Source organism: Burkholderia sp. Ax-1719 (assembly GCF_011753055.1).
Taxonomy (GTDB): domain Bacteria; phylum Pseudomonadota; class Gammaproteobacteria; order Burkholderiales; family Burkholderiaceae; genus Paraburkholderia.
Genome location: NZ_VWWJ01000004.1, coordinates 1 through 14,154 on the forward strand (window position 1 = coordinate 1; position 14,154 = coordinate 14,154).

Here is a 14,154-nt window from a genome sequence, read left to right on the forward strand (position 1 = left end):
AGATCAAGCTCGAAGGTGAACTGCCTTCGCCGCTGAATCCGCCGTCGGGCTGCACGTTCCATCAGCGCTGCCCGTATGCGATCGAGCGATGCCGCCAGGAAGTGCCGCAACTTCGCGAAGTCGATGGGCGTCAGGTATCCTGCCATCGTGCTGAGGAGGTGGGGGAATAGGGATGCGCTGGCAGGGTGGTGGGGTTGCCCTGTCATGACGATGAAATCCAGTCTCGGCTTATGCGCGAGGCTGGATTTCAGCGCAGGAGCGCCCGATGCGATTCACGCCTTGATTCGGGCCATCTGCACAATCGCGTTTGATCCAGCGGTTCAATATCCCTACCGGCTCTGGCCCGTCAGTCGCTACCGTCCTGCCGTGCGAATCCTGGCTGGCCAGTCTGAGCCGGAACCTGGGGCACGCGCCGGAAACGCGAGGTGTCGTAGCCCATCGCGTCGAGGCGGCCCAATAGTGATCGATAGGTCTCCTCGCTAATCTGCGGATCACGCGCAAAAATCCAGCCAAGCGTCTTGCCCGGATAGCCCAGGATCGTATAGCGATACTCGGGATCGACATACAGGGTGAGTTGCGTCACGTGGATCGGCCAGAACAGCCGCACGCTCCACTCGCCACCGCCGCTGCCGGGCTTGACCGTGTCGAGAAACTGGTAGCGCCGCTCAGGTCCATCGAAACCGCCTTTACGGCCGATAAAAACATCGTCGATACGGCCGTCGTCGCGCAGCGTCCATTCGGCGCGGCTCGCGACAAAGCCACGCTCGGCCACGTACGGAATATTGGCGATCACATACCAGCGGCCCATATAGCGAGGCAGATCCACGGGCACGGTTTGCAGCGGCAATCCGGCGCGCGGATTCGGGTTCGGCGGACTGTTCGTGCATCCCGCGTCGAGCAAAGAGGCCGTTGCGGCGAGCAGCGCTGACACGAAGACCGGGGCGCTTTTAGCGCGCAGCCGCAAAGCTTGCGCCCGCGCCATTTCAATTGCGAACGCGGCGATGAAGACAATGGGATGCATCCTGAGAGCGCTCCGTTTGACGACGTCAACGCTAATACGGACGCGACGGTGTAACGGATGCATCAGCCGGCGGACCGGCGCAACTTTGGGGCAAAGCGTCAGCGTGCCTTACTGCTGGACCTTGTGGTGTGCCATGTACGTCAGGTAGTCGATGACGAGTCCGATTTCGCGATCGCTCAGTTGCTCCGGGGAAAACGCAGGCATGGTGCGCCCGGGCCAGTCGCGCACCGAAGCGGGATTGCGAATGTAACGGCGCAAGGCGGCGGCCTGAAAATACTCGACGGGATTCATCGGCACGTTGAGGTCTGGCCCGATGCTGGCGTTGCCCGCGTGATTAAGCCGATGGCAGGCCAGGCATTGCGTGATGAACAGACTCTGGCCGGTGCGGATCGGGTCCGTCGCCGCCAGGCGCGAATCGACGGCGAGCGCCGGCCAGCGTGCGGCCGGTGAGGGTTGCGTGGCGAGTTGCGCGATCTGGTACGGCCACTGCTCGCTACGCACCGAGGTCGCCTGCCTGCCGACCCACACCAGATAGAAGGGCCCCGCACTGACGGATTTGCCCGGCAGATCTGGCCAGCGATGCGCCGGATCCTCGATGGCGAGCCAGGCGACGGCGGTTGCCGTATCGCGATTGCGTACGAGATCCATCGGCAGTTGTGCGGCAAAACCGTCGGTCGCGCGCGCTTCGAGCACCTGATCGGCGGGGAGCGCCGCGTTGCCGAGCAGATCGGCCAGCGGCACGGCCCGGAAGGTCATCGCCGTGCCGTACGCAATGTCCTTCTCAACGCGAATCGTCGCGATGTCCGTGCGGGCAAGCAGCGCGCGCTGGCTGAAGGACTGGACCGTGCCGCCAATCCTGAGTTCGAGCGCGGGCGTGGCGGGTGTCTGCGCATTCACGTAGGGAGCGCTCACGCATTGCAGCAGCACCATCGTCATCGCAAGCCAGATCCGTCTGAACATTCCCGCTCCGTCGTATCAGAACCCTCACCATCAATTGGCCACAGTTGCGCGTCGCGGTGAGATTGCCAGCGCCCGGATCGCTGGTTCGGATTGTCGACGATTCCCGCGCCTTCTGTCGAAGGCGTGCCGTTGAGTGTACTGAACCAGTTGACCCGTTATCTCATGTAAATGGGGAACAATCAACCTCACACGGAGTCTTCGCCGAGCACTACGGTCGGAAAACCTCGTGCAGGATTATGGTATTCCATAATATTTTCAATTTTTTCCTGTCTATACTATGGCATACCATAATATTTGTGACGCGAGACCGAGGTGGTCTGATCGATAGTCAACGATAGTCAGCCGATGCGTCCCGCCATCTGAAAGCCAGGCTCCGCACGCTGATCGATCGCGTGCGCCTTCGGCTATCGAGGCAAGCCAAACAATCAGTACACCGAATAAAAATGCAGGCCATGGCGGAAAGTCCAAGCGGACAGTAGCGAATTTGACGAGGAGAGGGGAAAGCATGAAGCATCGTTCTATCGGGAAGGCGCATCTCGCGTGGTTGCTGGCGAGCAGCGCGCTGGTTTCACTGAATGCACACGCGCAATCGTCGGTGACGCTCTACGGCGTGATCGACGAAGGGATCGATTACGTCAACAACAGCGGCGGTCATTCACTGTGGCGCATGCGCGATGGCACCTATGACGGCGTCTACGGCAGCCGCTGGGGTTTGAAGGGCACGGAGGATCTTGGCGGCGGATTGAGCGCGATATTCAAGCTCGAATCCGGCTTCAGCACGGAAAACGGCCAGAGCCGTCAGGGCGGCCGGCTATTTGGCCGCCAGGCCTACGTGGGACTGTCGGATACCCGCTTTGGCACGGTGACACTGGGCCGACAATACGATTCGGTCGTCGATTATCTGCAACCGCTTACCGCGCCCGGCCAACTGGGCGGCCCGCTCGTGCACGCCGGCGATATCGACAATACGGACAACTCGTTTCGCGTCGATAACGCGATCAAATATGCGAGCCCGAAGATTGGCGGCCTGACGTTTGGCGGCCTGTATTCCTTCACCAACACGAATGCGGCGGGCCGCGGCACCACGGGACTGTGGAGCATCGGCGCGAACTACGCCTTTGGCGGCTTCAACATCGCGGGCGCGTATCTGTACGCGAAAGACCCGGCCGTATTGCTCAGCGACGGCGATTTCATCGGCAACACCACGGGCGCGGCGATCGGCGCGAGCGGCCCGTTCAGCTACGTGGGCAATCCGGCCAATGAACAAGTATTCGGCGCAGCGGTGAATTACTCGCTGGGTTCGGCCACGCTGGGTGTCGATTACACCAATACCAAGTTCAACGATGCGAACGGAACGCGCAGCACGGTGATCTTCACGAATTACGAAGCGTGGGGCCGCTACAACCTGACTTCGGCGTGGTACGTAGGCGCGCAATACGTTTATACGCACGGCAACATCGGCTATAGCCAGCAGGTGCCGATCTACCATCAGGTGGGTCTGACGACGGCGTATGCCTTGTCGAAGCGCACGTCGATCTACGCGATGGGCGTCTGGCAGAAGGCGGCAGGCGCGGCATCGAACGCGGATATCTTCGACTATTCGGTGGCGTCGGCGTCGTCGAACAACCATCAAACGATGGTGCGCATCGGCATGTATCACCAGTTTTAAAGCCACGATTTAATAATGTTTTAAAACCGTTGCTTCGCGCGATCCGGCTAAACGCCGGCTCGCGCGTTCATTTCTTTTTGGTGGTTGCGGCCTTGCGGGCATGGCTTGCAGTATCGGCGAACAGATCGATCACGACGCCGCGCAGCCAGCGATTGCCTTCGTCCTGTTGAACCCGTTCGTGCCAGAGCAGATGAATCGGCGCGGAAGGCAAGGCGATGGGCAGCGCGCACATGCTCAGCGAAAACAGCGGCGCCAGTTGCAGCGCAAGCCGTTCCGGCACGGTGGCGATCAGATCGGTGCGCTGAAGAATGTAGCCCACGCTCATGAAGTGCGGCACCGTTAGCCGTACCTGCCGCCGCACGCCGCGCCGTTTCAGCCACTCGTCCACCTGACCGTGACCCGTGCCGGCCGACACCACGACCAGATGCTCCGCCTCGCGCCAGGCGGCGAGCGTCATTGGCGCGTCGTCCAGCGGATGGCCTTGCCGGTACAGACACACATAACGCTGATCGAACAGGCGGCGCTGATAGAAACCACCTTTGAGTTGCGGCAGCAAACCGATCGCCAGATCGACGCGGCCATCGGCCATTTCGTTGCCCAGATTGACGCTGGTGTTGCGCACCGTATTGAGCGCGACGCCGGGCGCTTCGCGCGACAGTCGCTCAACCAGCGCAGGCAGGAACACGACTTCGCCGATATCGGTCATGCCGATCGTGATGGTCCGCGTTGCGCGCAGCGGATCGAAACCCGTCATGGGATTGAGTGCGGCGTGCAGCGTGGCGAGCGCCTGCGAAACTGGCTCGGCCAATCGCAATGCATACGGCGTGGGCACCACGCCGCCCGGCGCGCGCACGAATAGCGGATCGCCCAGCCGACGGCGCAGTTTGGCCAGTGCGTTACTCACGCCCGGCTGGCTCATGTTCATCTGCTCGGCGACGGTCGCCACGCGGCGCTCCTGCATCAGTCGCTGGAATAGCAGTAGCAGATTGAGGTCGATCTCGCTCAGCTCCATCCCGGTTTCCTCCCCTTCACACGGCCCCTTTTGCGTCACCGACGCTCATTCATTTGAGTGATGAAGACGATTCATTCCATCTTATTGAGCAATGAAAGTCCAGTGCTGAAAATACGGACACGGTTCGCGTTCCAGCAGGTCCGGGCCCATAAATCCAGTACAAGGAGACAATTCATCATGCAGATGGATATGAAGATTGCGATCGTCGGCGCAGGAATCGGCGGTCTGACGCTTGCGCTTGCGTTGCGCGAGCACGGTATCGACGCACGGCTTTACGAACAGACCGACGCGCTGCGCGAAGTCGGTGCGGCAGTCGCGCTGTCCGCCAACGCGACGCGCTTTTACGAGCGCATGGGCCTGCGCGCCGCGTTCGACAACGTCTGCGCCGAAGTGCCAGGCCTGGTCTATCGCGATGGACGCAGCGGCGAAGTCATCGGCCATCATCGCGGCGCGCCCAGCTATCGCGAGCAGTTCGGCGGCTCGTACTGGGGCGTCCATCGCGCCGATCTGCAAGCCATCCTGTCCACCGCAGTCGGCCTCGAACATATCAAGCTCGGCCATCGACTGATGGATCTCACGCAGCATCCGGACCGTGTGAGCCTGACATTCGAGAATGGCCAGCGTGTCGATGCCGATCTGGTGATCGGCGCGGACGGCGCGCGTTCGATCACGCGTCGCTGGATGCTGGGCTACGATGACGCGCTGTACTCGGGCTGTTCAGGTTTTCGCGGGGTGGTGCCGGCCGATCGCATGGCTCTTTTGCCCGATCCGGAAACCATCCAGTTCTGGGTGGGGCCGGGCGGCCATCTGCTGCACTATCCGATTGGCGATCAAGGCGACCAGAATTTCCTGCTGGTCGAACGGCATCCCTCGCCGTGGCCATCGCGCGACTGGGTGCTCCCCGCAAGCGAGGGTGAGCAGCTGCGCCTCTTCAAGGACTGGCACCCGGCTGTTGTGGAGATGATCACGGCGGTGCCGGTCAGCCAGCGCTGGGGCCTGTTCCATCGGCCGCCGCTTGGGCGCTGGAGCAAGGGCCGCGTGACGCTGATCGGCGACGCCGCGCACGCGCTCGTGCCACATCACGGGCAGGGCGCCAACCAGTCGATCGAAGATGCCGTGGTGCTGGCCGATCAACTCGCAAAAGCCGGCCCGCGCAACTGGCGCGAGGCGCAGGAGGCTTATGAACGTTTGCGCCGCGGCCGCACGCGCAAGGTCCAGTACGCGTCGATCACCACTGCGGACATGCTGCATCTGCCGGACGGACCCGCCGCGCAGGAGCGCAATCGCCGTCTGGGGACGCGCGAAAGCATGCTGCACCATCTGGACTGGATTCACGATTTCGACGCGTTGAAGGACGAGCCAGGCGAACGTCAGGGCGGCACCTGGCTTTGAATGCGCAGTGTTTGCGGCGCGTTTGCGCCGCGTTTGCGCGGCACATCCGGGCACATCCGGGCACGCGTCGACGGAGGGTTTGAACGCCCGCTCTCGGGGCCGCCGCCGACGTGACCTGCCTCACTGCGCTATACTCGCCCACATGAATACGAAACCGAACTCGCTGAATTTGCAGGGTTGGTGGCGCGCCTGAATCCGGCGGCCCGTTTTCTCACGCGTATCCCACGCAAATCGCAAACGTGATGCCGCCAGTCCTGGCGGCATTTTTGTTTCTGCGCGCTCAAGACTGGTGTCATCGATATTTTGAGGCTCCAGTTCATGACTCACGCAAACCGTCACACCATCCTGACCGGCGACCGCACGACCGGGCCGCTGCATCTTGGCCACTATATCGGCTCCTTGCGCGCCCGGGTTCAACTGCAGCACGAAGCCAACCAGTTTCTGCTGCTTGCGGATACCCAGGCATTGACCGATAACGTCGGGCGCCATCAGAAAGTCACGGCGAACGTCATTGAAGTCGCGCTGGATTATCTGGCCGTTGGCATCGATCCGGCGAAGTCCACCATTCTCATTCAGTCGCAGGTGCCGGAACTGGCGGAGCTGTCGCAATATTTGCTCAACCTGGTGACGGTTGCGCGGCTCGAACGCAATCCCACCATCAAGGAGGAAATCCGGCTGCGTGGGTTCGAACGCGATATTCCCGCAGGATTCCTGACTTATCCGGTCAGCCAGGCGGCGGACATTACGGCGTTCAAGGCAACGCAGGTGCCGGTGGGCGACGATCAGTTGCCGATGATCGAACAGACCAACGAACTGGTGCGCCGCTTCAATAACACCGTCGACCGGCCGGTGCTGGTCGAATGCGAGGCCGTGCTGTCGCAGGTTACCCGATTGCCCGGCATCGACGGCAAAGCCAAGATGAGTAAATCCCTTGGGAACGCAATTACGCTGGGCGCGACGCCCGACGAAATCACGAAAGCCGTGAACAACATGTATACCGATCCGCTCCATTTGCGAGTCAGCGATCCGGGTCGCGTGGAGGGCAACGTTGTCTTCGCGTTCCTCGATGCATTCGAGCCCGATGTGCAGAAAGTGGACGAGCTCAAGGCGCATTATCGTCGCGGAGGTCTGGGCGACAGCGTGGTCAAGCGGGTGCTCAACGAACGACTCCAGGCGCTCATCGAGCCGATTCGTACGCGTCGTGGCGAACTGAAGAAAGAGCCGGGAGAAGTGCTCGCGATCTTGCGTAGCGGTACGGAGCGCGCGCGGGAAGTGGCGGGGAAGACGCTTTCCGAGGTGAAAGGCGCGCTCGGTCTGAATTATTTCTAACGGGCGCTCGCAGTGCGTCGCGCGTTCGAACCCCTATCTGGACAGAACGTGCCGACGTCGAAACACGGTCACGTCTTTGTTCTTGTAAGTGACGGTGCGATCCGCCTGATAAGCCAATTTTGTGGCCAGTCTGATCGAGGCGGCGTTTTCGGGCGAGATGATGCAAACCGTTTCGCCGCCAGGCCAGCGCTCATCCGACCAGCGCAGCGCGGCCTCGACCGCTTCTGTCGCATAGCCTGATCGCTGCGATTGTCTGGCCAGCATCCAGCCTGTTTCGGGCGCGGCGTCAAAGTCTTCGCCGATACCGCGCATCAACCTGACGAAGCCAACTTCGCCCACAAAGTCGCCATTGCATTTGTTCGCGACAATCCAATGGCCGAAACCCATCGCGGCCCAATGGCCCAGACTGCGCAGGAGTCGCGCCCAGACGTCTTCCTGCGTGAGTGCCGCACCCGTCACGTGGCGCACGACTTCCACATCGGACCACATGCCGTAGAGCTGACGAAAGTCGCTCAGCTCGGGCGGGCGCATGACGAGACGTTCGGTTTCGATGATGGATCCGGAAGCAGACATATCGGGAGGCACGGATGATTGGATGAAGGCGTTGCGCTGGAAGCGTCAACCAGGCTGAAATCTGCACGATCGTCGTGTGCATCGACGCGCTCAGGCGATTGCGCCGCGGCTGCGCCGACGTCGGATCCTCAGGCGGAGGCGGGAGAGGGCGAGTTGGCGTCCACATACACCCACGCCGATACGCCCGATGCCAGCGTGACCCGGTCGCGACGGTATGCGGCCACTTCGTATTCGTCGGCCTGAGCGAGTTCTTCCGGCGTGATCGCGAACACCGCGCCGCTGACGCGATCCGCGGGATTGCCGGTCCAGGCGACCACCGGGTGATGCGTCTTGCCGCTCGTCGCGACGACCTGCGGATCCTCGATCTTCAGCATCGTGAGCGAGAAACCGGGCATGTCGTCGGTCTGGCCGTCGAGCTTGCGGCCGAAGGTGGCGATCTGCACCTGTTCGAGCTGCAACGTGCCGTAGGAGAAAAGGCGTTCGGAGAATGTCGGATCGATGGTCATGGTGTTCGAGGGTGCAGGGAATTGACGTGAGGAGACGTAAGGAGGGCGCGGACACGACGCGAAGTGGAACGCGAAGCGCCAGATCATTCGTCATTATAGGGAGCGTTGCGGGCGAGCGTCGACGCAATGGCAACCGATAGAATGCCTTGCAAGACCCTGAAATCAATGGAGACCCGCTTTCATGAACGCCCCGCATCACAGCCTCGACATCGTTCCCGACGCGCAACGCGAACACCACGTTCCGCACAATGTCATGGCCCGTCTGCCCGCACAGGGCGTAACGGTCTTCACGGTGGCCGACGACGCGTCCGATACCGCGCAATTCAGCGAGCGCTATGGCTTTGGCCTCGAAGACTGCGCGAACACACTGGTGCTGCGCTACAAGCGCGACGGCGCGGAGCATCATGCGGCGGTGGTGACGCTCGGATCGCGCCGCCTCGACGTCAATGGCGCGGTCAAGGCGCGGCTGGGCGCGCAACGTCTGTCCTTCGCGAAGCGCGAGCAGGCGGTCGAACTCACGGGCATGGAGTTTGGCGGCATCACGGCGTTTGGCGTGCCATCCGACTGGGTCGTGCTGGTCGATGCCGCCGTGATGGCGCGCGAGCGTATCGTCATGGGCGCGGGCGTGCGGGCCACCAAGTTGCTGCTCGCGCCCGCGCTGCTGGAGCATTTGCCCAACGTCGATATCGCGCCGCTCGTTTTCGACGAAGACGCCGGCGGCGAGGCTTCCTGAGCAATCAGGCGGTTCCAGCGGAGGCATCGGATAAAGGGTGAGATCCGGGTAACGGTCGCGGCGGCGCAGATTTGTATCGCTGTGTATCCGCAGGGCGGTGAGACAAGAACGCATGCGTAGCGGCGGGTTGGCGCAAACATGCCGGATACGTTGGGGGCGTCAAATACCTCCATGCCAGCCAGCGACGCAACGCTTCCGCGAAACGCCGCAACTGGTAACGGCGCAGCGCCCGCCATACCGGCTGGTACGCGCAGAACCTCACTCTCACTCGAAGGTGCCCATCATGAAGCTCGTCCAGTCGCTCATCGTTGCCGTTGCCATGGTTGCCCCGGTTGCCGCGTTCGCACAGTCCAGCCAGCCGCTCACGCGTGCCCAGGTGCAGGCCGAACTCGCTCAACTGGAACAGGCTGGCTACAACCCCGCGAGCAACGACCTGAACTATCCGCAGGATATTCAGGCTGCGGAAGCGAAAGTGCAGGCGCAGAACGCGGCTTCGGGTTATGGCGGCGTGGCGAACGGGTCTTCGGCTTCGGGTTCGGTGTCGTCAGGCGCTTTCGCTCAATCGCAGGATGACACGCCCGGACTCGGCCCGATCTTCGCGCATCCTTGAGCGACGCTGTGCTCTCCAGCTGCGCTCCCCAGTTGTGCTCTTCAACTGCGCGCTCAGTCCGTTCGCAGCGCGCGCCGCGCCACGCGTTCGATGGCATCGACGATGGCTTGCGGCGCGTCGCGCTGCACGAAGTGCTCGCTGTGCGGCACGCGAATGAGTTCGGCGCGCGACGATAAGCCCAGAAAGCTCGCCTGCATCGCTTCCCATTGATGCTGCAAGTCGGCGCGCCGCCGCTCGTCGAAGAAGGGCGAGTGCGCGAACGAATCGGCGATGAGCACCGCGAGGGGGAGATCGCCCAATGTGCCGATCGTCCGCGCCGCGCGAAAGCTCGCGGGAAAGTCGATGCCTTCGGGCGTCGTGCGCGCCTCGCGCCAACCGTCACGCCAGAGTGCGCGCATGGTGGTAAGCGCGGCGGAATCATCCGGCGCGGGCGCGACGAACGCCGGGCCGAATGCGTCGAACTGATCTTCGTGCATGGCCTCGACGAGCACGAGGCCGCAGGTCTGCGCACGAAAGCGCCGGGCGAACAACCGCATCAGCAACCCGCCGTACGAATGGCCGACCAGCAGCCAGGGCGCGGGCATGTGGGCGGCGTGGAGCAGCCTCGCAAGATCGTCGGTCATTGCGATCGCGTCGCGTGGCCCATCGACGCGATCGCTTGCGCCGCGTCCCGCGCGGTCATAGCGGAATACGCGAAACCGGTTTTCGATGGCGGCCTGCACGGGCTGCCATTCGGCGCTCTCGGCGCCCAGACCCGTCTCCAGCACGACAGTCGGCGCGCCGCTGCCCGACGACCACCAGGCAAGACGCCTGCCATCGATATCGGCGAAATGCGCAGGGGCAGCGGACGGGAGGGATTTTGAGGACATGGCGCGCGAGACCCCGGCGAAGGCGACAGGGCCACTATAACCGCGTAGCCCGGCGCCAGCCCTCGGCCTCGCGCGCAGCGCTTACAGCGCACGCAGCCCTTCGATATCGACGATGCGGATCAGCTTGCCCTGCGCGTCGATCAGATTGCGCTTCTGGAAGCGCGACAGAATGCGGCTCACGGTTTCGAGCGTGATGCCCAGATAGCTGCCCATATCCTCGCGCGACATTCGCAGATGGAATTCGGCGTGCGAATAGCCGCGCTGCCAGTTGCGCTCCGATACATCGAGCAGGAAATTCGCCACGCGCTCTTCGGCGGAGAGCGAGCCCAGCACCATCATCTGCGCGGCTTCGCGGTTGAACTGGTCGCCCATCAGGCGGTGCAGGCGGTCCTGCATCGTCACGGTTTCGCGGCACAGATTCTTGAGCGCGGCGTAGGGCAAGGTGCAGATCGAGCTGTCTTCCAGCGCGATCGCGCTGAATGCATGCGTGTCATTGGCGATGCCGTCGAGGCCGAGCGCTTCGCCCGCCAGTTGCAGTCCGGTGATCTGTTCGCGGCCGTCGCGATGGACGATGAGCGTCTTGAGCGAACCGGACCGCACGGCGTAGAGGTTGTCGAAGTGATCGCCCGCGCGGTAGAGCGCTTCGCCGCGGCGCACCTTGCGCACGCTGCAGATCAGGGCTTCGAGTTTGGGGACTTCGTCGGAGGCGAGTCCTTGCGGCATGCACAGATGGCGCATGGCGCAGGCGGAGCAGCGTGCCGCCGTCTGGCGCGCCGGCGCGGGTGCAGGCGCGAGGCTGGCCGGGTTGATCTGACGGACTGCGACTGGGGATACCGCGGTAGGCGACAGCATCGAAACACTCCTCTGATCGGTTCCGGAATATTGTCCCCTTACAGAGTAAGGTTAAATAGGCGTCAAAATGACGCGCCTGAGCGACGATCTTATTGGAGCCTTGTCAGGCGGCGCTTTGCGAGAGCGTGCTAGCGCCGCCTTGCATCGAAAACAACATCCATCGTGCATCGATAAAACGACGCGGCACGGTCATGCCGCTTCCGGCCAGGGCAGATCCGGCGAGGCCCAGTCCAGTTCGACCGCAATCAGTACCTGCTGATTGCTCACGTCGATTGCGATCGAGGCGATCACGCACAGGCAGCCTGTCAGCGGCGAGAGCATCGGGCCGGAGTAGACCGCCTGACCGTTCTTGCGCGTCGCCTTCCAGAAGAATGCGCGATGATCCCAGCGCCCGCCCGCTGCGTCGCTGCCATTGTGCAGGCTCAGGGGCGGGTCGGTGCGCGCCGCGCCACGCGCTTCGAACAGCGTCGGCCGCCCCGTGGGACCTAGTGCGAAGGCGCGCACGCATTGCCGCCCGGCCAGCAGTTTCGCGAGCGATTCGGCGTAGGGCACGCCCGCCTGCACCTGATGGCTGGCCTCGGCGAGATCGGCGAGCCACGGCCGGATCGCGCAATCGAAGCGGCTCATGCGTACCGCGCGGGCTTCGGCAGCCAGATCGAAAGCGTGGTCGATGCGCGTGGGCGTGGTGCTGGCGGGCGCCAGCGAGGCGTTGGGCCGTCCCAGCAGGAAGCCCTGAGCGATATCGACCTTGGCTTCGACGGCCAGCACGAGTTCCTCGGTCGTTTCGACACCCTCGACCACCACGACGATGTCCGACTGATGCAGCAGCGTGACCAGGTCGCGCAGCAAAGGGCGGCCCGAGCGGCGGTTGCGCGCGCGGATCAGTTCGCCGTCGAGCTTCACGAGATCGGGCTGGATGCGCAGCAGGCGGTCGAGATTCGAATAGCGCGCGCCGAAGTCGTCCACCGCGATCAGGAAGCCGCAGTCGCGATAGCGGTTGGCGGCCAGCGAAAGCGCGTCCGGTCCCGCGTCGTCGGATTCGAGCAGTTCCAGCACGATGTCGCCGGGCGCGAGACCCGCCGCGTCGACCATGCTGGCGAGCTCCGCTTCGTAGCCGGAGCGAATGAACGTGGACGGCAGGATGTTGAGGAACAGGCGCGCGCCTTCAGGCATGCGTCCCGCCGCGCTTTGCAGATGGCAGCGATGCGCGAGCACGTCCAGCTCGCCCAGTTCGACCGCCGATAACCCGCCGAACAGCACCATCGGCGTCACCAGCGCACCGTGTTCGTCTTCGCCGCGCAGCAGCGCTTCGATGCCGATGAGCTTTTCGCGCGGCAGACTCCATAGCGGCTGGAAATGCGAAACCAGCGTGACATCGCGCCAGCGCAGACGCGGCATGGTTGCGGGCGCAACCGTTTGTTGGAGCGCATCGTTGGCCGCCGTGTTGCGCACCGCCACCAGCGATGCGCCGCGCTCGAACGCCACCTGATTGCGTCCGGCCTGCTTGGCGCGGAACAGTGCTTCGTCGGCGCGTTCGAGCAGCGCTGCGAGATCGTCGCCGTGATGGCCAGCGTCGCTGCCTTCGCCCTGCATGCGCGCCACGCCGATGCTCACGGTCACGAAGCCATCGGGCCGCTCGATCTGCGAAATTGCATGGCGCAGCGATTGGGCCAGGCCGGCGACAGGCGTGGGCGGTTGTTCCTCTACCAGCACGACGAATTCCTCGCCGCCCATGCGCGCGACCAGCGCGCCCTCGGGCGCGTGCTGCACGATCGCATCGGCCACGTTCTGCAGCGCCTTGTCGCCCGCGCCATGGCCAAATTGCTCATTGATCGATTTGAACTGGTCGATATCGACGAACAGCAGGGCGATTGCACGGCCCGTCTTGCGGCGCGTGGCGATAAAGCGCGTGGCGTCGTCGAGAAAGGCGCGGCGGTTCATCACGCCGGTCAGCGCATCGGTGGCGGCGAGCGACGTGAGCGCTTCCTCCAGCTTGAAATGGCGATAGCGAAAGTGATAGAAGCCGAAGTGAAACACCACGGCCGTGGTGAACGCGATGAACACCCACACGCCGAAGATCGCAAGCTGCGCCACATCGTGCGGCAGGCTCAGCACGAAGGGCAGCGTCGAGGCGTAATAGCACGCACTGCCCAGCAGGAAATGGCGCGGCGTGAGCCACAGCGGCGCGGCGCAGAGCGTGATCGCCACCACGGCGGGCGTCATCCAGACAAGCGGATCGCCGGTGTCGCGCGCGAGTGCGTTGGCGGCGAGCTGCATGATGACCACGTAGGCCGCGCCGATCATGCCGAATTCCGCCGTCGAGCGCGAACGCGGAATGGCAAGCACCAGCAGCACGAGTCCGAGGCCCGCCAGCACGGCGATCCAGAACGGAAAGGGCGCGGCGACCAGTTGGGCGCGCGCCGCCGCGAACAACGCATAAGCCCCGATCGACAGCGCCATGGTGACGAACGAAAGCGGGCGCTGATGCTGAAGCGAGCGCGCGTGAAATCGATTTCGTTCGGCCGCGTTGGTCGGTAGCGGAAAGACGGAAGACCCCATGACTCGCACTCCGGCGATTTGTCGGACAAAAAAGGAGGGCCCAGTATAGCCGCCGGGGATGTTTTGCGG

General features: G+C 63.4%; 14 protein-coding genes. 6 read left to right on the top strand and 8 right to left on the bottom strand.

Annotated elements, in window-relative coordinates; all coding sequences use genetic code 11:
* Nucleotides 1-170: oligopeptide/dipeptide ABC transporter ATP-binding protein (locus F3J17_RS09585; protein WP_345891172.1), on the top strand; the 170-nt coding region annotated here is incomplete at its 5' end.
* A 176-nt stretch (nucleotides 171-346) separates the two neighbouring features.
* Here the strand turns inward: F3J17_RS09585 and F3J17_RS09590 are convergent.
* Nucleotides 347-982, bottom strand: coding sequence for a lipocalin family protein (locus F3J17_RS09590; RefSeq protein ID WP_167057716.1), 636 nt, complete (start codon nucleotides 980-982; stop codon nucleotides 347-349).
* Nucleotides 983-1,129: 147 nt separating this feature from the next.
* Nucleotides 1,130-1,981, bottom strand: coding sequence for a cytochrome c (locus tag F3J17_RS09595; RefSeq protein ID WP_167056686.1), 852 nt, complete (start codon nucleotides 1,979-1,981; stop codon nucleotides 1,130-1,132).
* A gap of 505 nt (nucleotides 1,982-2,486) precedes the next feature.
* Here F3J17_RS09595 and F3J17_RS09600 point away from each other — a divergent pair.
* Nucleotides 2,487-3,650: a porin gene (locus F3J17_RS09600; protein WP_167056688.1), complete on the top strand. Its 1,164-nt coding sequence runs from the start codon at nucleotides 2,487-2,489 to the stop codon at nucleotides 3,648-3,650.
* A gap of 67 nt (nucleotides 3,651-3,717) precedes the next feature.
* Here the strand turns inward: F3J17_RS09600 and F3J17_RS09605 are convergent, their stop codons facing one another.
* Nucleotides 3,718-4,662 (bottom strand): LysR family transcriptional regulator, encoded by a 945-nt coding sequence (locus F3J17_RS09605; RefSeq protein ID WP_167056691.1) that lies wholly within the window; start codon nucleotides 4,660-4,662, stop codon nucleotides 3,718-3,720.
* A gap of 177 nt (nucleotides 4,663-4,839) precedes the next feature.
* On the opposite strand from F3J17_RS09605, the gene F3J17_RS09610 reads away from it, so the two are divergent.
* Together F3J17_RS09610 and trpS are read left to right on the top strand one after the other, a co-directional pair.
* A complete protein-coding gene (locus F3J17_RS09610) occupies nucleotides 4,840-6,054 on the top strand; it encodes an FAD-dependent monooxygenase (RefSeq protein ID WP_167056693.1) in 1,215 nt (404 codons plus the stop codon).
* 318 nt (nucleotides 6,055-6,372) lie between these two features.
* Entirely contained in the window at nucleotides 6,373-7,383 is a 1,011-nt protein-coding gene (gene trpS / locus F3J17_RS09615; protein WP_167056696.1) for a tryptophan--tRNA ligase, read from the top strand.
* 33 nt (nucleotides 7,384-7,416) lie between these two features.
* Here trpS and F3J17_RS09620 read toward each other — a convergent pair whose 3' ends face one another.
* Both F3J17_RS09620 and F3J17_RS09625 read right to left on the bottom strand, forming a co-directional pair.
* Nucleotides 7,417-7,968 carry a GNAT family N-acetyltransferase gene (locus tag F3J17_RS09620; protein ID WP_345891157.1) on the bottom strand — a complete coding sequence of 184 codons (552 nt, stop codon included), beginning with the start codon at nucleotides 7,966-7,968 and terminating at the stop codon, nucleotides 7,417-7,419.
* 116 nt (nucleotides 7,969-8,084) lie between these two features.
* Nucleotides 8,085-8,462, bottom strand: a complete 378-nt coding sequence (locus F3J17_RS09625; protein ID WP_205194715.1) for a gamma-glutamylcyclotransferase family protein — start codon at nucleotides 8,460-8,462, stop codon at nucleotides 8,085-8,087.
* A gap of 181 nt (nucleotides 8,463-8,643) precedes the next feature.
* Here F3J17_RS09625 and F3J17_RS09630 point away from each other — a divergent pair, with 181 nt between their 5' ends.
* Nucleotides 8,644-9,195: a YbaK/EbsC family protein gene (locus tag F3J17_RS09630; protein ID WP_167056699.1), complete on the top strand. Its 552-nt coding sequence runs from the start codon at nucleotides 8,644-8,646 to the stop codon at nucleotides 9,193-9,195.
* Between the two features lie 283 nt (nucleotides 9,196-9,478).
* A complete protein-coding gene (locus F3J17_RS09635) occupies nucleotides 9,479-9,805 on the top strand; it encodes a DUF4148 domain-containing protein (protein ID WP_167056703.1) in 327 nt (108 codons plus the stop codon).
* Nucleotides 9,806-9,858: 53 nt separating this feature from the next.
* On the opposite strand, the gene F3J17_RS09640 is transcribed toward F3J17_RS09635, so the two are convergent.
* The 3 genes from F3J17_RS09640 to F3J17_RS09650 all read right to left on the bottom strand — a co-directional run bounded on the left by F3J17_RS09640 (nucleotide 9,859) and on the right by F3J17_RS09650 (nucleotide 14,085).
* Nucleotides 9,859-10,674 carry an alpha/beta hydrolase gene (locus F3J17_RS09640; RefSeq protein ID WP_167056704.1) on the bottom strand — a complete coding sequence of 272 codons (816 nt, stop codon included), beginning with the start codon at nucleotides 10,672-10,674 and terminating at the stop codon, nucleotides 9,859-9,861.
* Between the two features lie 81 nt (nucleotides 10,675-10,755).
* On the bottom strand, nucleotides 10,756-11,412 hold the full coding sequence (locus tag F3J17_RS09645) for a helix-turn-helix domain-containing protein (protein ID WP_167057723.1): 657 nt from the start codon (nucleotides 11,410-11,412) through the stop codon (nucleotides 10,756-10,758).
* A 303-nt stretch (nucleotides 11,413-11,715) separates the two neighbouring features.
* Nucleotides 11,716-14,085 (bottom strand): bifunctional diguanylate cyclase/phosphodiesterase, encoded by a 2,370-nt coding sequence (locus tag F3J17_RS09650; RefSeq protein WP_167056707.1) that lies wholly within the window; start codon nucleotides 14,083-14,085, stop codon nucleotides 11,716-11,718.
* Nucleotides 14,086-14,154 lie beyond the last annotated feature (69 nt).